The organism is Pseudomonas sp. MS19 (assembly GCF_013277615.1).
GTDB classification, from domain to species: Bacteria; Pseudomonadota; Gammaproteobacteria; order Pseudomonadales; family Pseudomonadaceae; genus Aquipseudomonas; species Aquipseudomonas marincola.
The window spans coordinates 34,214-59,692 of sequence record NZ_VBTO01000025.1; the positions used below are offsets into that span (position 1 = coordinate 34,214).

Here is a 25,479-nt window from a genome sequence, read left to right on the forward strand (position 1 = left end):
TGGCAGGCGACTAGCGCCCATTGGACGTAAGTCTAGGCGGCCGGGCTGAATCGCAGGCAAAAAAGACCGCCCCGGAGGGCGGCCGTTTTCTTCAGCGGTTCACGTCAAAGGCGAGTTACAGGCCGTTGGCAGCCTTGAACTCACGACGACGACGGTGCAGAACCGGCTCGGTGTAGCCGTTTGGCTGCTTGGCACCTTCGACGACCAATTCCAGCGCAGCCTGGAAGGCGATGTTGCTGTCGAAGTCCGGTGCCAGTGGGCGGTAGGTCGGATCGTTAGCGTTCTGACGGTCAACCACCGGCGCCATGCGCTTGAGGCTGGCGACAATCTGCTCTTCGGTGGCAATGCCGTGGCGCAGCCAGTTAGCCAGCAACTGGCTCGAAATACGCAGTGTGGCGCGGTCTTCCATCAGGCCGACATCGCTGATGTCCGGCACTTTCGAGCAACCGACGCCCGCGTCGATCCAGCGCACTACATAACCCAGAATGCCCTGCGAGTTGTTGTCCAGTTCGTTCTGGATTTCCTCGGCAGACCAGTTGGTATCAGCGGCCAGTGGGATGGTCAGAATGTCATCAACCGACGCAGGCGTGCGGCTCTTGAGTTCTTCCTGACGGGCGAATACGTCAACCTTGTGGTAGTGCAGCGCGTGCAAGGTGGCAGCAGTCGGCGATGGAACCCAGGCGGTGTTGGCGCCGGACATCGGGTGGCCGATTTTCTGCTCAAGCATCGCGGCCATCAGGTCAGGCATGGCCCACATGCCTTTACCGATTTGCGCACGGCCTTGCAGGCCCGTTGCCAAACCGGCATCGACGTTGTTGTTTTCGTAAGCGCCAATCCACTTCTCGGCTTTCATGGCCGCTTTACGCACAACGGCGCCAGCTTCCATCGAAGTGTGGATTTCGTCACCGGTACGGTCGAGGAAGCCGGTGTTGATGAACACCACGCGCTCGCTGGCCGCTTTGATGCACGCCTTGAGGTTGACGGTGGTGCGGCGCTCTTCGTCCATGATGCCGACTTTCAGCGTGTTAACCGGCAGGCTCAGCACCTGCTCTACACGGCCGAACAGTTCGGTGGTGAAGGCGACTTCTTCCGGGCCGTGCATCTTCGGCTTAACGATGTAGATCGAACCGGTGCGGGTGTTACGGCGGCTGGTGTTGCCGTTGAGGTTGTGGATGGCGATCAGGCTGGTCAGCAGACCGTCCATGATGCCTTCCGGCACTTCAAAGCCGTCTTTGTCGATGATCGCGTCGATGGTCATCAAGTGGCCAACGTTACGCACGAACAGCAGTGAACGGCCATGCAGGCTCAGTTCGCCGCCATCAACCTGGGTGTAAACGCGATCCGGGTTCATGGTGCGGGTGAAGGTGGTGCCACCTTTGGAGACTTCTTCAGCCAGGTCGCCCTTCATCAGGCCGAGCCAGTTGCGATAGATCACGACTTTGTCGTCGGCATCTACGGCGGCTACCGAATCTTCGCAGTCCATGATGGTGGTCAACGCCGATTCCATCAGCACGTCTTTAACGCCGGCGGCGTCAGTGCTGCCGACCGGAGTGTTGGCGTCGATCTGAATTTCGAAGTGCAGGCCGTTGTGCTTGAGCAGCACGGCTACCGGAGCGCTTGCGTCGCCCTGGAAACCGATCAGCTGTGCGTCGTCTTGCAGGCCGGTGTTGCTGCCGCCTTTGAGGCTGACAATCAGCTTGCCGCCTTCAATGCGGTAGCCGGTCGAGTCAACGTGCGAGCCTGCAGCCAAAGGCGCTGCCTGATCAAGAAACGCGCGAGCGAAGGCAATAACCTTGTCGCCACGAACCTTGTTGTAGCCCTTGCCCTTTTCGGCGCCATTCTCTTCGCTGATCGCGTCGGTGCCGTACAGCGCATCGTAGAGCGAACCCCAGCGCGCGTTCGAGGCGTTCAGGGCGAAGCGTGCGTTCATGACCGGCACTACAAGTTGCGGACCCGCCAGACGCGCGACTTCTTCGTCGACGTTCTGGGTGGTCGCGGCGAACTCGGCCGGTTCAGGCAGCAAGTAACCGATTTCCTGCAGGAAAGCCTTGTAGGCCACTGCATCGTGAGCCTGGCCGGCGCGAGCCTGATGCCAGCCGTCGATTTGCGCTTGAATAGCGTCGCGCTTGGCGAGCAGAGCGCGGTTTTTTGGGGCCAGATCGTTGATCACAGCCTCAGCGCCTGCCCAGAACTTGTCGGCAGCAATGCCGGTACCGGGGATGGCTTCGTTGTTTACGAAGTCGAACAGCACTTTGGCAACCTTCAGGCCACCTACTTGAACGTGTTCAGTCATCACTTGCCTCACTCTGTTCAGCTTTACTCAATAGCCACGACGGACTGCCGGAAACAGTCTTGTAGTCCACGGCGCGGCATACTACATCAAGATCTTGGGAAAATCAGTCGCAAGCGCGTCGTACTCCGACCGAAAGTCGATTTCTAGTCACGCAAGGAATGTTGTGTGTGCAAAGAAGGTCAATATTGTTTCATAAAAGTGCGGAAACGGTACACGATTAATTGCTTCTAGATTCTATACGTTCGTCGATCTTGCTTTGCCCACCTATACTGAGATGGAACTGAACAGGAGCTCCTCGATGCATATAGAGCAGGCGAAGCTTAGCGATCTGGATGATTTAAACCCACTTTTTTCAGCCTATCTGCACTTCTATGGGGTCGAGAAAAGCGCGCAGCAGGTCAGCGATTTTTTGCATGACAGATTGCTACAAGGTCAGTCGATCATCTTCATCGCCCGCGACGTAAGCACTAAAACCCTCGGTTTCGTCCAGCTCTATAAGTTCTTCGCATCCTTGCATCTGGCGCCTGCGTTGTTGCTCAGCGACTTATATGTCGCGCCCCATGCGCGCCGTCAGGGAGTTGGGGAGGGGTTGATGAATGCTGCCCGCAACTACGGCGAAAGCACGGGTGTCTGCGGTTTGCAGCTTGAAACAGCCAAGGACAACACGGCAGGCCAAGCACTTTATGAGCGCCTGGGTTATTGCCGCGACAATGCCTTCTACACCTATTGGCTAGGCTTGCCTGCGCGAGCAAACAGTTAGTTTGAATGGGCGCAGACACTTGCGGTCCTATGTCTATCTCCACAAACGCGAGGCTCACAATGGAACATTTAGTCGTCACGGTAATTGCTCAGGATCAGCCGGGGTTGGTCGAGCGTGTTGCGCAGTGCATCGCTGATCACGGCGGTAACTGGCTTGAGAGCCGGATGTCACGCATGGCCGGCCAGTTTGCCGGGATTCTGCGCGTGGCCGTGCCTGCCGAGTCGCATGCCGAGTTGGTCGAGGCGCTGCAGGGGCTGAGCATTAACGGCATTCGTATTCTGCTGGCGCCGAGCGGTGATGAGCCGTCGTGTGTGGCCAAGCCGGTGCTGCTGGATTTGGTCGGCAATGACCGGCCAGGCATTGTGCGCGACATCACCCGTCTGTTGACCGAGCTTGGGGTCAACGTCGAAAGCCTGATCACCGATGTTATGCCGGCGCCGATGAGCAGTGAGCCGCTGTTCCACGCCGAAGCCATGCTGGCAGTGCCTGTGTCGCTGACCCTTGATGCGCTGAAAATCCAGCTGGAGACCCTGGCGGATGATCTGATGGTCGAGCTGAATATCCGCGCCGAAAGCTAGTGCTGAGGTTTGTGTAGCGGCGTATATGGCGCTACATACAACTATCCAAGTTCTGCGTGCGTAGGCCTGTGGATAAACTGGGGAGACCCGCTTGCGCTCTTAGTGCTGCAAGGTTTTGTCAGGATTGATCAAAAAACACTCAGGCCTTTTCAGCTTGTGCACAACGGCTGGGGATGCCTCTGTGGATAAGTTTGGGATGAGTCGATGCAGGCCATGAGCGCTATGGGTTGCATTGACCTGAGTGTTTTTTGATCAGAATTTAAGCCGTCGCCACAGCATTGCGGCGATGGTCCTGGTCAGGCTTGCGGTTCGATGGGCGGGCGGCGACGCAGTGTGAGCCACGCATCGACGCTGTAAATCAGCAACCCGGCCCAGATACAAATGAAGGCCAGCAGTTTGCTCGAATCGAATGTCTCGCCGAACAGGAATACGGCCTGCAGCAATACCAGCGTCGGTGCCAGGTATTGCAGGAAACCCAGTGTGGTGTAGGGCAGATGCCGCGCCGCTGCGTTGAAGCACACCAGCGGCACCAAGGTAATTGGCCCGGCGGCGATCAGCCAGAACGCCTCGGAAGTTGTCCAGAATTCAGGGTTGCTGCTCATCGCGCTGGGGTTGAGTACGATCCAGCCAATCGCCAGCGGCAACAGTATCCAGGTTTCAACAACCAGACCAGGCAACGCTTTAACCGGCGCCTGCTTGCGGATGAGGCCGTAGAAACCGAATGTCAGGGCCAGTACCAGCGATACCCACGGAATACTGCCGACCTGCCACAACTGCTGGAGTACCCCGAGCGCGGCAAGGCCAACTGCAATCCACTGCAAGCGGCGCAGGCGCTCACCGAGAATCAGCATGCCCAGCAGAACGTTGATTAATGGGTTGATGTAATAGCCAAGGCTGGCCTCAAGCATGCGCCCATGATTGACCGCCCACACGTACACCAGCCAGTTACTGGCTATCAGTACGCCGCTCAGCGCTAGAACCGCAAACTGCTTGGGGTTGGCGCGCAGTTCGCGCAGCCAGCCGGGGTGTTTCCACACCAGCAAGAGCAGGGCACCAAAAATTGCCGACCACACAGCGCGGTGGACAATGATTTCGAGTGCAGGCACTTCGGCGATGGCCTTGAAGTACAGCGGGAATAAACCCCAGATCGTGTATGCCGTGAGGCCGAGAATATATCCGCGCTGCGGATTGGCGGTGGCCATGAGAGTCCTTGCTTAGGGTGCTAACGAAAGTGCCAATTCTAGTCTGCGCTGCACTTTTTGTCTGGTTGTTCAGCTTTATTGTCGGCCCGCGGCCACACAAAAACGTAAGCCTTTTTTTACATCGGGGAACGCCTATTCGCATTGTTGTCATATGAGTGCATGCAAAATGCACCGGCACTCGCGATTCCTATCTTTTTTGCGGGTGACATTCAGATTTTTTACCGAGTACTTCGGTGCTTTAAATGAGTTGGGACGGGTCTTTTGAAAAGCAGTACTTCGATTTTTAGTCAGCTCAAATCCTGGTGCGTGCTGCATCCACGTAAAGCCGCTCTGGCTGGTGTGTGCGCAGCGGCGTTGGTGCTCACGGCTGCTTCAGTATTACGGGTAAAGGAGCGTATCTACTTCAACTGGGTCGACATGGCGCAAGCCAGCACACGCATAGATAACGCAATCTGGCTGCCCGATTACCGCGTTGATCTGCAGGCGTTGCCGGTGGCGGGCGTTCCGGATGACTTGTCGGGCATTACCTATGATTACGATCAGAACCGTTTGCTGGCCATTACCAACTCCGGGCCGATGCAGATCGTCGCGATGGATAAGTCCTCCAACGTGCTGGCGAGTTATCCACTGATTGGTTTCAAAGACACCGAAGACATTACCTATATGGGCGATGGCTTGGTGGCCGTTGTCGAGGAGCGCAGCCACAGCATCAGCTTTTTGACGATGCCCGCGACGCCTGGACCGATTAACCGCAACAATGCGCGCAACGTGACCTTGGGCCTTAATCAGTCGGACACCGAAAACAAAGGCTTGGAAGGCATTGCCTACGACGCGGTTGAGGATCGCCTGTATGCGGTTAAGGAGCGTGATCCGCGCCAGCTGTTTGCAATCACCGGCGTGCGTGAGTCCCTTGCCGGCAATCTGCAACTGGAGGTTCGCGATTTGAGCGAGTGGCTCGACCGCAGCGTTTTTTCGACCGACTTGTCGGCGGTGCATGTTGATCCCGTGACCGGGCATTTGCTGCTACTCAGCGATGAGAGCAAGGCGCTGTTCGAATTGAATAGCGACGGGGACCTGGTCAGCAGCCGCACATTCTTGAGCGGCCTCAGCGATGTCAAAGAAAGCGTGCCGCAGGCCGAAGGTGTGACGATGGACACCTTGGGCAATCTATACGTGATCAGCGAACCGAACCTGTTTTATTCGTTCAGCAAAAAGCCCGTCACAGTCGCTCAGCATTAATCGCTGGGGCTGTGTACGGGCTTGCAAGCGCGGCCTGTGCTCAGAATAGTTTCAGCGGTTCTTCATTGAGCGCGGCCATTTGCTCACGCAGCATCAGGATTTGCTCGCCCCAATAGCGCTCGCTGCCAAACCAGGGAAAGCTGTGCGGGAACGCTGGATCATCCCAGCGCCGCGCCAGCCAAGCGCTGTAATGCATCAGGCGGAGTGCGCGCAGGCCTTCGATCAGCGGCAGTTCGCGCGGATTGAAATCGTGGAATTCCTGATAGCCGTCCATGAGTTCCGAGAGTTGCCCGAGGCGTTCATGGCGCTCACCGGCCAGCATCATCCACAGGTCTTGCACGGCGGGTGCGGTGCGGCAGTCGTCGAGGTCGACCATATGGAAGGTGTCGTCACGGCACAGCAGGTTACCCGGGTGACAGTCGCCGTGTACCCGAATGGCGTTTACTGGATTGTTGGCGAACAGTTCATCCAGACGTTTGAGCAAATCGCGCGCGACCGACTCATAGGCCGGCAGCAGGCTTTTGGGTATGAAGTTGCCTTCCAGCAAGGTGGCCAGTGAGGCGTGACCGTAGTTGCTGACAGCCAAGGTGTCGCGGTGCTCAAAAGGTTTGGTCGAACCCACGGCGTGCATGCGCCCAAGCAATTGCCCTAGCCGGTAAAGCTGATCGAGATTACCCGGCTCTGGCGCGCGGCCACCCCTACGCGGGAACAGGGTGAAGCGATAACCGGCATGCTCGAACAGGGTCTCACCGTTTATCGCCAGCGGCGCAACCACCGGCACATCGCATTCCGCCAACTCGAAGGTGAAGCTGTGCTCTTCGCGAATGGCTGCGTCTGTCCAGCGATCTGGCCGGTAGAACTTGGCGATCAGCGGCGTCTCATCCTCAATACCCACTTGATAAACCCGGTTCTCATAACTGTTGAGCGCAAGGATGCGCGCATCGCTCAGAAAGCCGATGCTTTCAACTGCATCCAGTACCAGATCGGGTGTAAGTGCAGCAAATGGGTGAGACATGACCGCTCCTTCGCGCAGCTGGCTGCTGCGATTAGGCGGCCATGGTAACGCAGGCGCGGGTGGCGCGTATTACGCAAGCGCTGAAGAAGTATTGCGGCACATATTGGCGCCCTGCAAACAGGCTCTGGACGCCCACTTGCAGCGGCTGGTCCTTGCTGTTTGCGCCGCTCAATCGCGACCTTTCTCAGTGGCGCTAGTGCTACTTTCAACTGCCGATGATCCCGCCATCTTCGCGGCGTATGGCGATCACCGAGGAGCGGGGTGTGCCGTTGGGTTGGTAGTCCGGAAAGGTCGAGGTGCCTTTTTCGCCTGGATGCTGGATACCGACAAATAGCGTGCGTTGGTCTGGAGTGAAGCTGATTCCGGTGACCTCGCAGCCGACCGGGCCGACCATAAACCGGCGGATTTCACCGCTGGCCGGATCGGCGCAGAGCATCTGGTTATTGCCCATGCCGGCAAAGTCGCCGCTGTTGCTGCTGTCGCCATCGGTGAGAATCCACAAACGTCCCGCCGCATCGAAACTCATGCCGTCCGGGCTGTTGAACATGTTCTGCGCCGTGATATTGCCGGAGCCCGCCTGCGGCGAACCTGCATGCTGTTGCGGGTTGCCGGCAATCAGGAACAAGTCCCAGACCAGTGCGGTGGAGGCGTGGTCGTCGTTGGCTTCGCGCCAGCGCAGGATTTGGCCGTAGATATTATTGGCCCGCGGATTCGGACCGCCCACTGGCTGGCCTTCATTGCCGCGCTTGGCGTTGTTGGTCAGCGTGCAGTAAACCTTGCCATCAGTCGGGCTGACCACGATCCACTCCGGGCGATCCATGCGCGTGGCATTAACGATGCTGGCAGCGAGGCGCGCATTGATCAGCACCTCGGCCTGGCTGTTAAAACCGTTGGCGGCGATGAGGCCGTTCTTGCCGTGGCGCAGTTCGACCCAGCTACCATGACCTTTCGGGTGATTCTTGTCGTTGTCTCCGGCATCAAATTGCGCGACATACAGGCTGCCGTTATCCAGCAGGTCTTTGTTGGCTTTGGGGTTCTTGCGGTTGATCTTGTCCCGGCTGATGAACTTGTAAATAAACTCGCCACGTTCATCGTCGCCCATGTAAATCACGGCGCGGCCGTCCTTGGTTTCGGCAAAGGCTGCGTTCTCGTGCTTGAAGCGTCCGAGTGCTGTGCGCTTGACCGGAACAGACTGCGGGTCGAATGGGTCGATCTCGACAATCCAGCCGTGACGATTCAGTTCATTGGGATGCTTCGCCAGATCGAAGCGCTCATTGTGCTGATGCCAGTTGATGTCTTCGCTTTCAACACTTACGCCATAGCGCTGCTGGGCCGGGGTGAACGCCTGCCGGGCATCGCTGCTGCCAAAGCAATCGGTAAAGTTCTCTTCGCACGTCAGGTAGGTGCCCCACGGCGTTTGACCGTTAGCGCAGTTCTGGAATGTGCCGAGCACCTCGATACCGCTGCTGTCGGCTGCGGTTTTCAACCAGTCGTGACCCGCCGCCGGGCCGCTTACGCGGATCGGGGTATTACCGTGGATGCGACGATTGAAGGACGAGCCCTGCACGAACTGCCAGGATTGGCCGCGGCGCTCGACCTCAATGATCGAAACACCTTCACTGGCCAGCGCCTTGCGCACATCTTCCGCGGACTGCGGCGCTTTGCCGTGGGCGAACAGGAAGCGGTAGTCCGTGGCCTCGTTATTGATCGCCAGCAGTGCCCGATTCTCGTCGTCGGGCATGGCAAACAGGCTCATGCCATCGTTGCTGTCACCGAACTGTACTTCCTGATCGCTCGCCGTGTTTTTGCCGTGCGGGTCAAAGGCCGGGCCATCCTTCTGCAGCGGCTGGCCCCAACTGATCAATACCGACGAGGTGTAGCCAGCGGGCAAGCTGATGGTATCGGCGGTACTCGCGGCAATATTGGTAAAACCGAGCAACGCACTGGAACCGGCAGTTGTGGTTGCTGCCATCACGCTGCGGCTGAGCAGATTGCCGCTGAGGAACAGCGCGGCGCCGCAGGCTGCACCGGCCCCGATAAAGCGGCGGCGGCTGAGTCGGGTCAGGTTTTCAAAGTCGCTGGATTGCAGGTCGTCTAACAGCTTCATGGCAGGCTCCTTGCCGGTGGTGCAGCCACCATAGAGACCCTGTGTGAAGTTATTGTTGCAGTTGTGTTACGCAATTGGCGCTTAAATCGGGGTGCCCAACAAAACATTGCTCGGCGCGCACTGCACCTGCACAGCGCTTCCTGTTCTGAGTGCCAGCGCTTGCAAGTGATCGTGCTGGGCCAGCGCGCAGAGGGTCTGCTGATTACTCAGGCGGATGCGTACTTCGGTGGGGCCATCTTCGGCATCAAGGATCTCGCTGACCTCCCCGGTCAGGCTGTTGTTGCCCGGTATTGCCGGTGCATCGACGGGGTGCAGTTCAAGCCAGCCGGCCTTGATCAGCGCCAATACCGGCGCGCCCAGTTGCAGTTCAAGGGTGTGCGTGCTGTCGCGGGTAATTTGCGCGGTTAACGTCAGCCCGCCTGCGAGTTCCAGCGTAATCAGGTCATTGTGGCCAAGGCTGTCGATTTGCCGGATTCGCCCATGCAACTGGTTGCGAGCGCTGGTGCGCAGCATCAGGCGACTGAGCAGATCGAGGTCGTCTGCATCTTCTGCGGCTTCGAGAATCTGGCTTTGCAGCAATTGCAGGCGCTGATACAAACGCAGCACGCGTTCGCCTTCGGCAGACAATCTGGCGCCGCCACCGCCTTTGCCACCCACGCTGCGCACGACCAGCGGTTGGTTGGCCAGGTTGTTCAACTCGTCAATCGCATCCCACGCGGCCTTGTAACTCAGGCCGGCGCTTTTTGCTGCCCGCGTGATCGAGCCTTGCTCGGCAATGTGCTGGAGCAGGGCGATGCGCTGTGGGCGGCGCACGATGTACTGGGCGAGCAGGCTGGGTAAAGACATGGGTATTCTGTTGACTGAGGCGGTTGTCGGGCAAAGTGGCGTTTAGGCTGGCGTAAGTCAAGCTGCGCATAGCGAGGCACGCTCAAGTGCTATCACCCGGTTTCGGCGTGCGTGCCAAGCAGTAAACATCGACCCGCGTAGCGCCCGCACGCAACAGCAGGCGGGCAAGGGTGTCGGCTGTGGCGCCGGTGGTGAGCACATCATCAACCAGGGCCAGATGCAAACCGTTGACCGAGGCATCTGGGTGCAGGTTAAAGGCGTGGCGCAGGTTGCGTTTACGCGCCTTGGCATCAAGTTGCTGCTGCGCGGGGGCGTCGGCGGTGCGGATCAGTACGTCTTTTAATGTGTCGATATGCAGCTGTCGGCTCAACCACTGGCTGAGCATCTGCGCCTGATTGAAGCCGCGCTGGCGTTGTCTTGTTCGCGATAAAGGTACCGCAATCAGGCCGTCCGGCCTCGGCAGGCCCTGATCCAGCGCGTGCTGCACATGCTGCGTGAGCAAATCCGCCAACAGTCGCCCAAACGGCATATCAGCCCGGTGTTTGAAACGATTTATCAGGCTCGCCACCGGAAACTCATAGCGCCAGGGCGCTTCTACCCGTGCAAAAAACGGCCGGCGTTTCAGGCATTCACCGCATGTAAGGCCGTGATGAGTGAGCGGTAACGCGCATACCAAGCAATGCGCACCGAGCCACGGCAGATCAGCTTCGCAACCGCTGCAGATAGCTAACGGCGGATTGTCTGCGTTGGCATCGCAAAGCAGGCACCTGCCTGACGCCCGCCAGCTCAAGGCGCGCAGCATCCGCTCGGATAGCGTTTTCAGCGGGCTCATGGCGACTCCTTGTTGGGTGTGTGTGCTGTGCCTTGATGGGAGTGATGGTCGTTCGCGGTAGATCAATAATTGAACAGATGTAAACCTGTGTCTTGTTCTGGGTTGACAGCGTCAATACACAACTTATGATGCCTTAAGCCTGAATTGCGGCGCTTTGGCCGTTATCCCTGACAACAGACGCCGCCAAGCGTCGAAGGAACTCTTTCATGAATGCAACCGCATCTATCGCAACGCGTCACGACTGGTCGCTAGCTGAAGTCAAAGCACTGTTCGAGCAGCCTTTCAACGACCTGTTGTTTCAGGCGCAGACCGTGCACCGCGAGCATTTCGATGCCAACCGCGTGCAGGTCTCAACCTTGCTTTCGATTAAAACCGGCGCCTGCCCGGAAGACTGCAAGTACTGCCCGCAGTCCGGCCACTACAACACCGGCCTGGAAAAACAAAAACTGCTGGAAGTACAGAAAGTCCTGCAAGCTGCTGCCGACGCCAAAGCCATCGGCTCGACTCGTTTCTGCATGGGCGCGGCCTGGAAACATCCTTCAGCTAAAGACATGCCCTACGTGCTGGAGATGGTCAAAGGCGTCAAGGCGCTGGGCCTGGAAACCTGCATGACACTGGGTAAGCTGGACAAAGAGCAAACCGCTGCGCTGGCTGATGCCGGTTTGGATTATTACAACCACAACCTCGACACCTCGCCGGAGTTCTACGGCAACATCATTACTACGCGCACCTACGCGGATCGCCTGGAAACACTGGCCTATGTGCGTGATTCCGGCATGAAAATCTGCTCCGGCGGGATTCTCGGTCTTGGCGAGTCGCTGGATGACCGGGCGAACCTGCTCATCCAACTGGCCAACTTGCCTGAGCATCCGGAGTCGGTGCCGATCAACATGTTGGTCAAGGTCAAAGGCACGCCGTTGGCTGAAGAGAAGGACGTTGATCCATTCGACTTCATCCGCACGTTGGCGGTTGCGCGGATCATGATGCCGAAATCGCATGTGCGCCTTTCTGCCGGCCGTGAGGCGATGAATGACCAGATGCAGGCATTGGCGTTCTTCGCCGGCGCCAACTCGATTTTCTATGGCGAGAAACTGCTGACCACGGTCAACCCGCAAGCCAACAAGGACATGGAGCTGTTCGCGCGTTTGGGCATCAAGCCGGAAGAGCGCGAAGAGCACGCCGATGAAGTGCATCAGGCCGCTATCGAGCAAGCCCTGATCGAACAAAAGAGCAGCGAGCAGTTCTACAACGCCGCGGTTTGAGCCGTTGCTGTGAACGGTGCCAGTTAAGTTGCTCATGCTCTTGAGCCTGCTGGCGCCCGTAATCGTTTGCCTGCCTTGTTACTGCAATCACTTTAGCCGCTACAGGTTTTAGTGATTGCGCACCTTCGGGACTGCCATGCCATTTGATCTCGCCACACGCCTAGCCGAGCGCCGCGCCGCGTATCTGTACCGTCAGCGTCCCTTGCTGGAGTCGCCGCAAGGCCCTGTGGTGCAGGTTGATGGCCGCGAGTTGCTGGCGTTTTGTTCCAACGACTATCTGGGCCTTGCCAATCATCCTCAGGTGATCGAAGCCTGGCGCGCGGGTGCTGCGCGCTGGGGTGTTGGCGGCGGCGCCTCGCACTTGGTAATTGGCCACAGCACGCCGCATCACGAGTTGGAGGAGGCGCTTGCCGACTTCACCGGGCGTCCGCGCGCGCTGCTGTTCTCCACGGGCTACATGGCCAATCTTGGCGCGGTTACCGCGTTGATTGGTCAGGGCGACACGGTTCTGGAAGACCGCCTCAATCATGCCTCCCTGCTCGATGCCGGCTTGCTCAGCAATGCCCGTTTCTCGCGCTATTTGCACAACGATGCGGCCAGCCTTGCCAGTCGCCTGGAGAAGGCCGCGGGCAACACGCTGGTCGTCACCGACGGTGTGTTCAGCATGGACGGCGATACGGCTGACCTGCCAGCGCTGTGCGCCGAGGCCAAAAAACGTGATGCCTGGGTGATGGTTGATGATGCCCACGGGTTTGGGCCTGTGGGCGCAACCGGTGGCGGCATTGCAGAACACTTCGGGTTGGGCGTTGACGCCGTGCAGGTGTTGGTCGGTACGCTGGGCAAGGCCTTCGGCACAGCTGGTGCATTTGTTGCCGGCAGCGAGGAATTGATCGAAACCCTGGTGCAATTTGCCCGGCCCTACATTTATACAACCAGTCAGCCACCCGCGCTGGCCTGCGCCACGCTGAAAAGCCTTGAGTTGCTGCGCCGCGAGCATTGGCGGCGCGAACACCTGGATGCGCTGATTCAGCGTTTTCGTGCAGGGGTCGGCAATATCGGCCTAGAGTTAATGCAGAGCTCCACGCCGATTCAGCCAATTGTGATCGGTGACAGTGACCGCGCCATGCGCTTTTCGCAGCTACTGCGCGATCGCGGCATTCTGGTCACGGCCATTCGCCCGCCAACGGTGCCGGCTGGCAGTGCGCGGCTGCGGGTAACCTTGTCGGCGGCGCACAGTGTCGAACAGCTCGATGTGTTGCTTGAGGCGTTGGCGGACTGCAACGCAATAATGGAGGCCGAGCATGCGTAATCGCCTGGTTCTATTGGCCGGTTGGGGCTTGGGCACGGCGCCATTGCAGCCGTTGGCAGATGCCTTGCGCGGACTCGATGAGCGCTTGCACGTCGAAATTGAACCGTTGCCAGAATTGCTTGGCAGCGACCCGCAAGCCTGGCTCGAAGAACTGGATGACCGACTGGCCGACAATGCCTGGCTGGGTGGCTGGTCGCTTGGCGGCATGCTTGCGGCCGAACTGGCGGCCTATCGCGGTGAACGTTGTCCTGGCTTGGTGACATTGGCCAGTAACAGCAGTTTCATTGCGCTGGACGACTGGCCGTGTGCGATGGCGGGTGAAACCTTCGATGCCTTCCGTCAGGCCTGCGCGACCGAGCCTGCAACTATTCTCAAGCGTTTTGCGCTGCTCTGTAGTCAGGGCGCGGAAGATGCTCGCGGGCTTTCGCGGTTGCTGGTCGGTGGCGCTCCGCATTGTCCGCCAGCAGCCTTGTTGGCTAGCCTGGATTTACTCGCGTCACTGGATACCCGCGAGGCGCTGCAGGGTTATGCCGGCCCGCAACTGCATCTGTTCGCAGGCAGCGATGCACTGGTGCCGGCGACGGCTGCCGGGCAATTGCTCGAGTTGTTGGCGGATGTCGAAATCGGACTGATCGACAACGCCAGTCATGCTTTTGTGCTGGAGCGCCCGCACGAAGTGGCGGCAGCGATTGATGCATTTTTGACCGAGGTTAGCGATGTCTGAATATATCCAGGCGTCTTTGCCCGACAAACGCCAGGTTGCCGCCTCGTTCTCGCGTGCGGCGGGCAGTTACGACAGCGTCGCTGAATTGCAGCGTACTGTGGGTCATCAGTTGTTGCAGCAAGTGCCTGACGACTTGCAGCCACAACACTGGCTCGATCTGGGTTGCGGCACCGGTTATTTCAGTCGCGTGCTGGCGCCGCAATACGCCGGGGCAAGCGGCTTGGCGCTGGACATTGCCGAGGGCATGTTGGCACACGCTCAGCCTCAGGGCGGGGCTGAGCATTTCATCGCCGGTGACGCCGAAAAGCTGCCGTTGCGCAGTGGCTCGGTCGATCTGATTTTTTCCAGCCTGGCGCTGCAATGGTGCGCGGATTTCTCCAGCGTGCTCAGTGAGGCCGCTCGCGTATTGCGGCCCAACGGTGTGCTGGTATTCAGCAGCTTGTGCGTGGGCACGTTGTGTGAGCTGCGGGACAGCTGGCAAGCGGTAGACGGCTTTGTGCACGTCAATCCCTTCCGTCAGTTCGACGATTATCAACGGTATGCGGCAAGCAGCGGCTTGCAGCTTTTGAGCCTGCAAACCCGCCCTGAAACCTTGTATTTCCCGGATGTGCGCAGCCTTACCCATGAGCTCAAAGCGCTCGGGGCGCATAACCTCAATCCGGGGCGTCCCGGTGGCCTGACTGGCCGCGCGCGCGTGCAGGCCTTGCTCAAGGCTTATGAGCAGTTCCGTCAGCCGCAAGGTTTGCCAGCGACCTATCAAGTCGTTTACGGCGTTTTGCGCAAAGCAAGCGCCAGCGAGGTACCTGTATGAGCGCAGTATTTTTTGTCACCGGCACCGATACCGAAATCGGTAAAACCACCATTGCCTGCGGCTTGCTGCATGCCGCACGCCTGGCTGGTTACTCAACCGCCGCGGCCAAGCCGGTTGCATCCGGCTGCCATAAAACCCGTGAAGGCCTGCGCAATGAAGATGCGCTGGCGCTGCTGGGCGAGTGCACCTTGGCACTCACTTACGATGAAGTTAATCCACTGGCTTTCGAACCGGCGATTGCCCCGCATCTGGCCGCCCGTGAAGCTGGAGTCGAATTGAGTGTTGCCAGCCTGCGCGGGCCGGTGCAGGCAGTGATAGATAAAGGGGCTGACTTCACACTGGTCGAAGGCGCGGGCGGTTGGCGCGTGCCCTTGGCGGGACAGGCTTCGATTTCCGATCTGGTGATCAGCCTCAAGTTGCCGGTGGTTTTAGTGGTCGGCGTGCGCCTGGGCTGCATCAATCACGCGGTGCTGACCGCCGAAGCCATCGCCCGTGACGGCCTGGAGCTGGCAGGCTGGGTCGCCAATATCGTCGATCCAGACACTTCGCGCCTTGAAGAAAATCTCGCCACGCTGGCCGAGCGCTTGCCTGCGCCTTGTCTGGGTCGTGTGCCGCGTCTGGCACAACCGACTCCAGCGGCCGTTGCCCAGCATCTCGAGTTCAGCCTGATCGAAGAAACGCTCTAGGCGCTGGTCCGTCGCGGGTTGAGCTAATGGGCGTTTCAGCGTGTTGAACCGTGCTGGACGCCTGATCCTGCGACTGCGCGCCTCGCAATCACCAGGCGGATAGCATTGTCGTATGTAATTTCAGCTTTAGTCCCAAAGCTGAAATTACTGGGTTCACTCATCTGAATCCGATAGACGGCTGCGCCACTCATCCAGCCCATCGCGCCATTTCTGATACGCCCGTAAACCTTCAAACCGCAATTCCTGCTTTATGCCGCGCAGCGAATGCCCTGGTTTACGGGCCCCACATACGTTAACAGTCGCTGTTTCATCACTGCATCTCGCGAACCCGCATGCGCCATTTTTGAGCATCGCGCTGCCGATAATGCGCGGGCGAGGGATATTTGCATCTGGCTGATTGAGGTGCTTGACAAGGCGGGGGCGTAAACGTATGTTTCAAACACCTGTTTGATTGTGGCGTTTCGTCGCGGTCAGACATGCGGGATTCACCCGTAATCGAACCCTTTTATTCGGTCATCCATACCGACCACCGCAGAGGTTATTCGCTATGCCTGATTACAAGGCCCCCTTGCGTGATATTCGCTTCGTACGTGACGAGCTGCTCGGCTATGAAGCGCATTACCAGAGCCTCCCCGGCTGCCAGGACGCCACGCCAGATATGGTTAGCGCCATTCTTGAAGAAGGCGCCAAGTTCTGTGAGCAGGTGCTGTCTCCGCTGAACCGTGTGGGTGACATCGAAGGCTGTACCTGGAGCGAAGAGGGCGTAAAAACCCCGACTGGCTTCAAAGAAGCTTACAAGCAGTATGTTGAAGGCGGCTGGCCGAGCCTGGCCCATGACGTCGATCACGGCGGCCAGGGCCTGCCTGAGTCGCTCGGTCTGGTTATCAGCGAAATGGTTGGCACTTCCAACTGGTCGTGGGGCATGTACCCGGGCCTGTCGCACGGTGCAATGAACACCATCGCTGCCCACGGTACCGACGAGCAGAAGCACGCCTACCTGGACAAGCTGGTAAGCGGCGAGTGGACTGGCACCATGTGCCTGACCGAGCCTCATTGCGGTACTGACCTGGGCATGCTGCGCACTAAAGCAGAGCCACAGGCTGACGGTTCCTACAAAGTTTCCGGCACCAAGATCTTCATCTCGGCCGGTGAACACGACATGGCCGACAACATCGTCCACATCGTGCTCGCACGTCTGCTAGATGCACCTGCGGGTACCAAAGGTATCTCGCTGTTCATCGTGCCTAAGTTCCTGCCGAACGCTGAAGGCGGCGCGGGTGAGCGCAACGCGGTTACCTGTGGCTCGCTTGAGCACAAGATGGGTATCCACGGTAACGCGACCTGTGTGATGAACTTCGACGGCGCTACTGGCTTCCTGATTGGCCCGGCCAACAAAGGCCTGAACTGCATGTTCACCTTCATGAACACTGCGCGTCTGGGTACTGCTCTGCAGGGCCTGGCTCACGCCGAAGCCGGTTTCCAGGGTGGCTTGAAGTATGCGCGTGAACGTTTGCAGATGCGTGCTCTGACTGGCCCGAAAGCGCCGGAAAAAGCCGCTGACCCGATCATCGTTCACCCAGACGTGCGCCGCATGTTGCTGACCATGAAAGCGTTCGCCGAAGGCAATCGCGCAATGGTTTACTTCACTGCCAAGCAGGTCGACATTGTCAAGTACAGCCAGAACGAAGAAGAGAAGAAGCAGGCAGACGCACTGCTGGCCTTCCTGACTCCAATCGCGAAAGCATTCATGACCGAAGTTGGTTTTGAAGCGGCGAACCACGGCGTGCAGATTTATGGCGGCCACGGTTTCATCGCCGAGTGGGGCATGGAGCAGAACGTTCGCGACAGCCGTATCTCGATGCTGTACGAAGGCACTACCGGTATTCAGGCACTCGACCTGCTGGGTCGTAAAGTTCTGATGACTCAGGGCGAAGCACTCAAAGGCTTCACCAAGATCGTGCACAAGTTCTGCCAGGCTAACGAAGGCAACGAAGCGATTAGCGAGTTCGTTGCGCCGCTGGCCAAACTGAACAAAGAGTGGGCTGATGTGACCATGAAGGTCGGCATGGCTGCGATGAAAGATCGTGAAGAAGTGGGCGCTGCATCGGTTGATTACCTGATGTACAGCGGTTACGCCTGCCTGGCTTACTTCTGGGCTGACATCGCGCGTCTGGCTGCTGAGAAATTGGCTGCCGGTACCAGCGAAGAAGCGTTCTATAAGGCCAAGCTGCAGACTGCGCGCTTCTACTTCGCCCGCATCCTGCCGCGTACCCGCACTCATGTTGAAACCATGCTGTCGGGCGCCAACAACCTGATGGACATGAGCGAAGAGAACTTCGATCTGGGCTATTAATCAGCCCGCCGGAAACTGCGCCGTAATGCGTTAGTTTCCGGGTTCATCGCAGGTACAAAAACCGCTGCCGTTAAACGCAGCGGTTTTTTTTCGCCTGCCGTTTGTCGCGCTCATTTATGCAGGTGCATTCAGCAAGGCGAGTTCTGTTGTTCCCGTCGCTCACACGCAGTAGCGTAGGGACATTATTGCGCGCCCCCTAAATTAGGTGCCATACGCGCCTGCTAACGGAGAATGAATATGCCTGACTACAAAGCACCGATGCGCGACATGCGCTTTCTGGTCGATGAAGTTTTTGATTTTCACTCAAGCTATGCCGCGCAGGGCGCAACCGATGCCACGCCAGACATGGTCAGCGCCATCCTTGAAGAAGGCGCCAAGTTTTGCGAACAAGTGCTGGCACCGATCAACCGCACCGGTGACGAGCAGGAGTGCCAGTTCAACAACGGTGTCGTCACTACGCCTGAAGGGTTCAAGGAAGCCTTCGCGCTGTATGTCGAAGGCGGCTGGAACGGCCTGGCGGCGGACCCAGCCTATGGCGGCCAGGGCCTGCCAAGCTCGCTGGGGCTGATGGTCAGCGAAATGGTCGGCGCCAGTAACACCTCATGGGGCATGTATCCGGGCCTTACGCATGGCGCCATGTCGGCGATTCATGCGCACGGCAGCGAGGAGCAGAAGCAGACCTACCTGACCAAGCTCACCGAGGGTACGTGGACCGGCACCATGTGCCTGACCGAAGCGCATTGCGGTACCGACCTGGGCATCATCAAGACCAAGGCCGTGCCACAAGCCGACGGCAGCTACGCGGTGACGGGCAGCAAGATTTTCATCTCGGCTGGCGAACATGACATGAGCGAGAACATCGTTCATCTGGTCCTCGCCAAACTGCCGGATGCACCCGCTGGCACCAAAGGTATTTCGCTGTTTATCGTGCCCAAGTTCCTGCCGGATTCGGCGGGTAACGCCGGAGAGCGCAACGGCGTTTCGTGCGGCTCGATCGAGCACAAGATGGGCATCAAGGCATCGGCTACCTGTGTGATCAACTTCGACAGTGCCCGCGGTTATCTGATTGGCGAACTCAACAAGGGTCTCAACTGCATGTTCACCATGATGAACCATGCGCGTTTGGGCACCGGCATGCAGGGCTTGTGTCTGGGCGAAGCCAGCTTCCAGGGCGCCATCAAATACGCCAACGACCGTCTGCAAATGCGTTCGCTGACCGGGCCAAAAGCGCCGGATAAAGCGGCTGATCCGATCATTGTGCATCCCGATGTGCGCCGCATGTTGCTGACCATGAAGGCCTTCAACCAGGGCAACCGTGCGCTTGCCTACTTCACGGCGCAGTTGCTTGATCAGGCTCACCACGGTGTCAGTGACGAGGCGCGTGAGGAGGCTGAAAACCTGCTGGCGCTGTTGACGCCAATCTGCAAAGCCTTCATGACCGAAACCGGCCTTGAAGTGACTAACACTGGCATGCAGGTGTTCGGCGGCCACGGCTACATTCGCGAGTGGGGCATGGAGCAGCTGGTGCGTGACTGCCGGATCTCGCTGATCTATGAAGGCACCAACGGCATTCAGGCGCTCGATTTGTTGGGTCGTAAGGTGTTGGGCAGCCAGGGCAAATTGCTCCGTGGGTTCACCAAGATTGTGCACAAGTTCTGCGAGGCGCAGGCTGATAACGCCGAGTTCAAACCTTACGTTGCGCAGCTCGCCGGCTTGAATAAGCAGTGGGGCGAACTGACCCAGCAGATTGGTATGGCCGCCATGAAGAATCCGGACGAGGTCGGCGCGGCATCGGTCGATTATCTGATGTTCTCGGGCTACGTGATTCAGGCGTACCTGTGGCTGCGTATGGCACTGGTTGCTTCGGAAAAACTGGCCGCTGGAACCGATGATGCCGAGTTCTACAAAGCCAAGTTGGCGACCTGCGAGTTCTTCTTCAAGCGCCTGTTGCCACGTACCACTTCGCACCTGGCTGCCGCTCAGGCGGGCAGTGATTGCATGATGGCCATGAGCGCTGAAAGTCTCGCTCTCTGACGAACGGCTTAACGTTTACAGACCCGCCATTCGGCGGGTCTTTTTATTTCAATAATCTGCGAACATTTCGTGGATATTCAGTCACAACTCGACCCTATGTGTCGGTAATGTTGTTCGGGTACACTCGAAAGTCTGTTGCAAATCTGTTTTTCATGTTTGAGGAATGACCCATGGCGGATTACAAAGCTCCCCTGCGCGATATGCGCTTTGTGCTTAACGAAGTATTCGAAGTATCTAAGCTGTGGGCCGAATTACCGGCTCTGGCCGAAGTGGTGGATGAAGACACCGCCAATGCAATTCTTGAAGAAGCGGGCAAAGTTACTGCCGGCATCATCGCGCCACTTAATCGCAGCGGCGACGAAGAAGGCTGCACCTGGACCAACGGCGCGGTGAAAACCCCGGATGGTTTCCCAGCGGCTTACAAGACCTACGCTGAAGGCGGCTGGGTTGGTGTGGGTGGCGACCCTGTGTTCGGCGGCATGGGCATGCCGAAAGTAATCTCGGCGCAGGTCGAAGAAATGGTCAACTCGGCCAACCTGTCGTTCGGCCTGTACCCGATGCTGACTGCCGGTGCGTGCTTGTCGATCAACGCTCACGCCAGCGAAGAACTCAAGGAAAAGTACCTGCCTAATATGTACGCCGGTACGTGGGCGGGTTCCATGTGCCTGACCGAACCGCACGCAGGTACCGACCTTGGCATCATCCGCACCAAGGCCGAGCCTCAGGCTGACGGCAGCTACAAGGTCAGCGGCACCAAGATCTTCATCACCGGCGGTGAGCACGATCTGACCGAGAACATCATTCATCTGGTTCTGGCCAAGCTGCCAGACGCGCCAGCAGGCCCTAAAGGTATCTCGCTGTTTCTGGTACCGAAGTTCATGGTCAACGCTGATGGCTCGCTGGGCGAAGCCAACAGCCTGTCGTGCGGCTCCATCGAACACAAAATGGGCATCAAGGGTTCTGCGACCTGCGTAATGAACTTCGACGGCGCTACCGGCTACATCATCGACGCGCCTAATCGCGGCCTTGCAGCCATGTTCACCATGATGAACTACGAGCGTCTGGGCGTGGGCATCCAAGGCTTGTCGACTGGCGAGCGTTCTTACCAGAGCGCGATTGAATATGCCCGTGAGCGTATTCAGAGCCGTGCGCCGACTGGCCCTGTGGCGACTGATAAAGCTGCCGACCCGATCATCGTGCATCCCGATGTTCGTCGTATGCTGTTGACCATGAAGTCGCTGAACGAAGGCGGTCGCGCTTTCTCCAGCTACGTTGCCATGCAGCTCGACACCGCCAAGTTCAGCGAAGACCCAACGACCCGCAAGCGTGCCGAAGAGCTGGTTGCATTGCTCACGCCAGTGGCCAAGGCCTTCCTGACCGACGCAGGGCTGGAAACCACTATTCACGGCCAGCAGATCTTTGGCGGTCACGGTTTCATCCGTGAGTGGGGCCAGGAGCAGCTGGTTCGCGATTGCCGTATCACTCAGATCTACGAAGGCACCAACGGCATTCAGGCGCTTGATCTGGTTGGCCGTAAGGTCATCGGTAGCGGCGGTGCGTTCTACAAGCACTTCGCTGACGAGATCAAGGCATTCACTGATTCTGCCGACGCATCGCTGGCCGAATTCGTTGAGCCGCTGAAGGGCGCAATCAGCATCCTTGAGCAGATGACTGCTGACCTGCTGGAACGCGCCAAGAGCAACCCGAATGAAATCGGTGCGGCTTCTGTTGAATACCTGCATGCCTTCGGCTACACCGCTTACGCTTACATGTGGGCACTGATGGCGCGCACTGCGCTGAGCAAGCAAGGCGAAGATGATTTCTACGTCAGCAAGCTTGGCACTGCACGCTTCTACTTCGCTCGCGTGCTGCCGCGTATTCACTCGCTGAGCGCCTCGGTCAAAGCCGGTAGCGAAAGCCTGTACCTGCTCGATGCAGAGCAGTTCTGATAGCCGGGCCGCGCGGCTGTTCAGCGCGGCTTAAGCTGTATCAAGGAAACGCCCCGACTGATTGAGTTCAGCTCGGGGCGTTTTCGTTGTGGGCTTGCGCGGCTTGTTCGATCCCATTGTCCTCCTCAGCTATGGTCGCCGATGAGCCGGTGATCAAACGCTTTAACCTGCGTACGCAAACCCGCACCACACGCGTAACCCGCCGTGACTATGACTTTGAAAAGCCCAGCACAAAGCTTGAAAGCGCTGCAGAAACCACCTTCATGCCCGACCTTGAGGATTACGATTATCCGGGGCGCTTTACTCAGCAAGAGCACGGCAAACAACTCACCAGTAGGGCTCTTGAACGCCAGCGTAGTGACTATGAATTGGTTGAGGGGCGCAGTGATCAGCCGAGTCTGGTAAGTGGCCACTTTCTTGCTCTGAGCAATCATCCAAAGTCTGAGTGGAATGACTTGTGGCTGATCAATGAGGTGCGCCATGAAGGCAAACAGCCGCAAGTTCTCGAAGAGTCAGTGAGCAGCGATACGACCCAGCTCAAGGATGACTTCGACCACGGCTATCGCAATGTCTTTATTGCTACGCCCTGGGCGGTGATTCATCGGCCCCCTTTGCGCCACCCCCGACCGCGCATTCTCGGCAGCCAAAGCGCAGTGGTTACCGCAATCTCTCGATATCGATTAGGTATGGGGCCAATTAATTTATTGTTGCTAGGGCTTGGCGTTTCTTATTTTTATGCTTGGTGGAAACAAGCTACACCCGTGCAAAGATTCTTGGCTGGTTGTTGTTGGTCGAGGCTCCGGACTATCAAATATGAGATAATTACACCCAATGAACAAGTTAGTGAACTTGAGGAATTATTAAATCTGCTCTACACCCCGCGTGTCAGCATTGAAACTAGCGGAAGCCTGCTGGGTTCATCCAGTTATATTAGCCAGTTGAGTATAGATCTACCCAGCGCGGTACCCACAACCGCACGTTTGGCTTTCGCTCTAGCGGGCAACCCAGTGTATATGCCCGCTTCTCATGGGCAATCATTGTTTGGCGGTGGTCGGATGATTGACATTGGTGCTCAGTGGCTAAGTACCAGTGAATGCACGTGGATCCCTGCGGATGAAGGTCAGGGGTTACGCTTAACTGGACCATTCTTGATTAATGATCTGTTCGGTTCCCAACCAAGCAAAGTCTCAATGCGTTTGGGTTATCACAGCCCTATCGCCACCTTAGCAGGTGTTGAACCCATTGTTGGAGGGATTCATGGCTTGGCGTTCACTGTAGATAGTGATGGCGAAATAATCGAATTACGCTCAACGGAACTGCCAAGCGAATTAATCCAAGCAACCATTCACCCCCTTGGTAACGCTGAGTGTTCAATATATCTGCAACCTAAAGGTCATCCATGAGTACCCCACAAGCGGGATCAAGTAAAAAGGGCTTCATGTCACGAGATGACTATCTAGCTCCACTGGCAATACCAACAGGGCAGTCACCAAAGGATGTGTTGAATACGATTTGGCGCAAGAATGATGTGTTTATTGATATCGGTGATTACAGTGTTGGTTCATTTGTACTTGTTACTTGGCCTATCATAGTTACGTTTGGTTTATTAACATATTTTGATCTTATGGGTGATTTTGATTTGATGTTTTGGATTGCTTTTGCATGTTTTGTTGGTTTTCCTTTAGCTTTGTTAGTTATAATTTTATCTTGCTCTGTCCCTCTTCCTGTTCGTTTTAATCGTCAACGCCGTGAAGTATGCGTGCCACAAAAAGACGGTAGCTACTGGATCGTACCTTGGGAAACTGTCACCGCTGCCGCGACTCAATCCTCATCTGTAAGTCAGGCAGGTAAAACTACTCAAGGATTGTTAATCGTTGGATTTAGAAACCCCGATCCTGATGCTAAGAAGGGTAAAACCGATTGGAGTATGGGCTTTAATTGTGGTGGTGGTAGAACAGCGATGTGTTTATGGGAATGCATGCGAAGTTATATGGAGATTGGCCCAGATGCAGTGCCGGACAGCAGATTAAATCGAAATATCTATGAAGAGTCACAAATTGGATCGATCGTCACTAGTTTTCGCAAGAAAGACTACAGGGATGTGCTTCAAGGAGTTTTTTTTATCGTTGCTTTCGGGGCGTATGTAGCAGAAAAGCTTCAAAACCTTAAACTGGCACCACCTCCAAGTTTAACCGACCCCACCATCATTGAATGGTCAAGACCATTGCCCCCAGAACAATGGGCTAAGCGTTCTCCAGAACTGGATCTGGCGATAAAACAGCGTGAAGCCGAGCTTGAAATTATTCACGCCGAAGAAGTTGCTAAAGAAGCGGCCTATCGTGACTCGTTGCCTAAAAGCACGCGCCCTTAAAAGTCTAACTGGCCAACTCAATAACTATGAGTACCCTACAAGCGGGAACAAGTAAAAAGGGCTTCATGTCACGAGATGACTATCTAGCTCCACTGGCCATACCGACAGGGCAGTCACCAAAGGATGTTTTGAATACGATTTGGCGCAAGAATGATGTTTTTATTGATATCGGTGATTACAGTGTTGGTTCGTTTGTAATGATGGTTTGGCCGCTTATGCTTTTGTTTGGCGTGTCAACAGTTTATGAAGATCTGGCGAAGCTTGATATTATATACTGGTTTGGTTTTTTCTGTTTTATTGCTTTTCCTATTATCATTTTAGTTATTTCTCTAATACGTCCCGTCCCTTTACCTGTCCGTTTCAATCGTCAACGCCGCGAAGTATGCGTACCACAGAAAGACGGTAGTTACTGGATCGTACCTTGGGAAACTGTCACCGCTGCCGCGACTCAAACCTCATTTGTAAGTCAGGCGGGAAAAACCACGCAAGGCTTGCTAGTTGTTGGTTTTAAAAATCCAGACCCTGATGCCAAGAAGGGAAAAACTGATTGGAGCATGGGCTTTAATTGTGGTGGCGGCAGTACAGCTATGAGTTTGTGGGAGTGCATGCGTAGTTATATGGAGGCTGACCCAGCCGATGTACCGCACGCCGCAGACCTAGGCTCAGGATCGAATTTAAAGTATTACGTTGATTACATGAAAGGCAAGGCCAGCCAGCGGGGTTGGTTCTTGACAATTATGTGGGAAGGTATTCTTGGGGTATTCATATTTAATGCTCCGCTTTCAATGTACTTGCAGAGAAAGAAGTTGTTTCCTCCTCCTGATTTAACCGACCCCACCATCATTGAATGGTCAAAACCATTGCCCCCAGAACAATGGGCCAAGCGTTCTCCAGAACTGGATCTGGCGATAAAACAGCGTGAAGCCGAGCTTGAAATTATTCACGCCGAAGAAGCTGCTAAAGAAGCGGCCTATCGTGACTCGTTGCCTAAAAGCACACGCCCTGAAAAGTCTAACTGGCCAACTGAATAGCTATGAGTACTCCTACTGCAGCGTTGATTGAGCTGACTATGGAAGTATTTGTGTAGTATCCGCTCCATGAACCCCAC

General features: G+C 56.9%; 19 protein-coding genes and 1 pseudogene. 14 read left to right on the forward strand and 6 right to left on the reverse strand.

Annotated features, from left to right (window positions below):
* Window positions 1-115: 115 nt before the first annotated feature.
* Window positions 116-2,293 (reverse strand): malate synthase G, encoded by a 2,178-nt coding sequence (locus FEZ62_RS20300; RefSeq protein ID WP_069898159.1) that lies wholly within the window; start codon window positions 2,291-2,293, stop codon window positions 116-118.
* A gap of 298 nt (window positions 2,294-2,591) precedes the next feature.
* Here FEZ62_RS20300 and FEZ62_RS20305 point away from each other — a divergent pair, with 298 nt between their 5' ends.
* Together FEZ62_RS20305 and FEZ62_RS20310 are read left to right on the forward strand one after the other, a co-directional pair.
* Window positions 2,592-3,053: a GNAT family N-acetyltransferase gene (locus FEZ62_RS20305; protein ID WP_172929617.1), complete on the forward strand. Its 462-nt coding sequence runs from the start codon at window positions 2,592-2,594 to the stop codon at window positions 3,051-3,053.
* Between the two features lie 59 nt (window positions 3,054-3,112).
* Window positions 3,113-3,631 (forward strand): ACT domain-containing protein, encoded by a 519-nt coding sequence (locus tag FEZ62_RS20310; RefSeq protein WP_172929604.1) that lies wholly within the window; start codon window positions 3,113-3,115, stop codon window positions 3,629-3,631.
* 296 nt (window positions 3,632-3,927) lie between these two features.
* Here FEZ62_RS20310 and rarD read toward each other — a convergent pair whose 3' ends face one another.
* Entirely contained in the window at window positions 3,928-4,833 is a 906-nt protein-coding gene (rarD, locus tag FEZ62_RS20315; protein ID WP_172929605.1) for an EamA family transporter RarD, read from the reverse strand.
* A 261-nt stretch (window positions 4,834-5,094) separates the two neighbouring features.
* Here rarD and FEZ62_RS20320 point away from each other — a divergent pair, with 261 nt between their 5' ends.
* Entirely contained in the window at window positions 5,095-6,072 is a 978-nt protein-coding gene (locus FEZ62_RS20320; protein ID WP_172929606.1) for an SdiA-regulated domain-containing protein, read from the forward strand.
* Between the two features lie 40 nt (window positions 6,073-6,112).
* Here the strand turns inward: FEZ62_RS20320 and FEZ62_RS20325 are convergent, their stop codons facing one another.
* The 4 genes from FEZ62_RS20325 to FEZ62_RS20340 form a co-directional block, all read right to left on the reverse strand.
* Window positions 6,113-7,087: a serine/threonine protein kinase gene (locus tag FEZ62_RS20325; RefSeq protein WP_172929607.1), complete on the reverse strand. Its 975-nt coding sequence runs from the start codon at window positions 7,085-7,087 to the stop codon at window positions 6,113-6,115.
* A gap of 205 nt (window positions 7,088-7,292) precedes the next feature.
* On the reverse strand, window positions 7,293-9,194 hold the full coding sequence (locus tag FEZ62_RS20330) for a PhoX family phosphatase (protein ID WP_172929608.1): 1,902 nt from the start codon (window positions 9,192-9,194) through the stop codon (window positions 7,293-7,295).
* Between the two features lie 81 nt (window positions 9,195-9,275).
* On the reverse strand, window positions 9,276-10,040 hold the full coding sequence (locus FEZ62_RS20335; RefSeq protein WP_172929609.1) for a TOBE domain-containing protein: 765 nt from the start codon (window positions 10,038-10,040) through the stop codon (window positions 9,276-9,278).
* A gap of 82 nt (window positions 10,041-10,122) precedes the next feature.
* A complete protein-coding gene (locus FEZ62_RS20340) occupies window positions 10,123-10,842 on the reverse strand; it encodes a ComF family protein (RefSeq protein WP_172929618.1) in 720 nt (239 codons plus the stop codon).
* A gap of 236 nt (window positions 10,843-11,078) precedes the next feature.
* Between FEZ62_RS20340 and bioB the strand changes: the two genes are divergently transcribed.
* From bioB to FEZ62_RS20395, 11 genes and pseudogenes are all read left to right on the forward strand, one after another.
* Window positions 11,079-12,134: a biotin synthase BioB gene (gene bioB / locus FEZ62_RS20345; RefSeq protein ID WP_090509445.1), complete on the forward strand. Its 1,056-nt coding sequence runs from the start codon at window positions 11,079-11,081 to the stop codon at window positions 12,132-12,134.
* A gap of 136 nt (window positions 12,135-12,270) precedes the next feature.
* Window positions 12,271-13,443 (forward strand): 8-amino-7-oxononanoate synthase, encoded by a 1,173-nt coding sequence (gene bioF / locus FEZ62_RS20350; RefSeq protein ID WP_172929610.1) that lies wholly within the window; start codon window positions 12,271-12,273, stop codon window positions 13,441-13,443.
* A complete protein-coding gene (locus FEZ62_RS20355) occupies window positions 13,436-14,167 on the forward strand; it encodes an alpha/beta fold hydrolase (RefSeq protein ID WP_172929611.1) in 732 nt (243 codons plus the stop codon). Before bioF ends, FEZ62_RS20355 begins: the two co-directional genes overlap by 8 nt.
* Entirely contained in the window at window positions 14,160-14,978 is an 819-nt protein-coding gene (gene bioC / locus FEZ62_RS20360) for a malonyl-ACP O-methyltransferase BioC (protein WP_172929612.1), read from the forward strand. Before FEZ62_RS20355 ends, bioC begins: the two co-directional genes overlap by 8 nt.
* A complete protein-coding gene (gene bioD / locus FEZ62_RS20365; RefSeq protein WP_172929613.1) occupies window positions 14,975-15,664 on the forward strand; it encodes a dethiobiotin synthase in 690 nt (229 codons plus the stop codon). The genes bioC and bioD overlap by 4 nt, the downstream gene beginning before the upstream one ends.
* Window positions 15,665-16,211: 547 nt before the next feature.
* A complete protein-coding gene (locus FEZ62_RS20370; protein WP_172929614.1) occupies window positions 16,212-18,017 on the forward strand; it encodes a phenylacyl-CoA dehydrogenase in 1,806 nt (601 codons plus the stop codon).
* Window positions 18,018-18,254: 237 nt separating this feature from the next.
* Window positions 18,255-20,051 (forward strand): acyl-CoA dehydrogenase C-terminal domain-containing protein, encoded by a 1,797-nt coding sequence (locus tag FEZ62_RS20375; RefSeq protein ID WP_172929615.1) that lies wholly within the window; start codon window positions 18,255-18,257, stop codon window positions 20,049-20,051.
* Window positions 20,052-20,221: 170 nt separating this feature from the next.
* Window positions 20,222-22,000, forward strand: a complete 1,779-nt coding sequence (locus FEZ62_RS20380; RefSeq protein ID WP_090509460.1) for an acyl-CoA dehydrogenase C-terminal domain-containing protein — start codon at window positions 20,222-20,224, stop codon at window positions 21,998-22,000.
* 86 nt (window positions 22,001-22,086) lie between these two features.
* Window positions 22,087-22,662: pseudogene (locus FEZ62_RS20810) on the forward strand (contractile injection system protein, VgrG/Pvc8 family); the annotation flags it as partial.
* Window positions 22,663-23,399: 737 nt separating this feature from the next.
* Entirely contained in the window at window positions 23,400-24,371 is a 972-nt protein-coding gene (locus FEZ62_RS20390; protein WP_242455007.1) for a hypothetical protein, read from the forward strand.
* Between the two features lie 26 nt (window positions 24,372-24,397).
* Window positions 24,398-25,402, forward strand: coding sequence for a DUF6708 domain-containing protein (locus FEZ62_RS20395; RefSeq protein WP_242455008.1), 1,005 nt, complete (start codon window positions 24,398-24,400; stop codon window positions 25,400-25,402).
* Window positions 25,403-25,479: the final 77 nt, after the last annotated feature.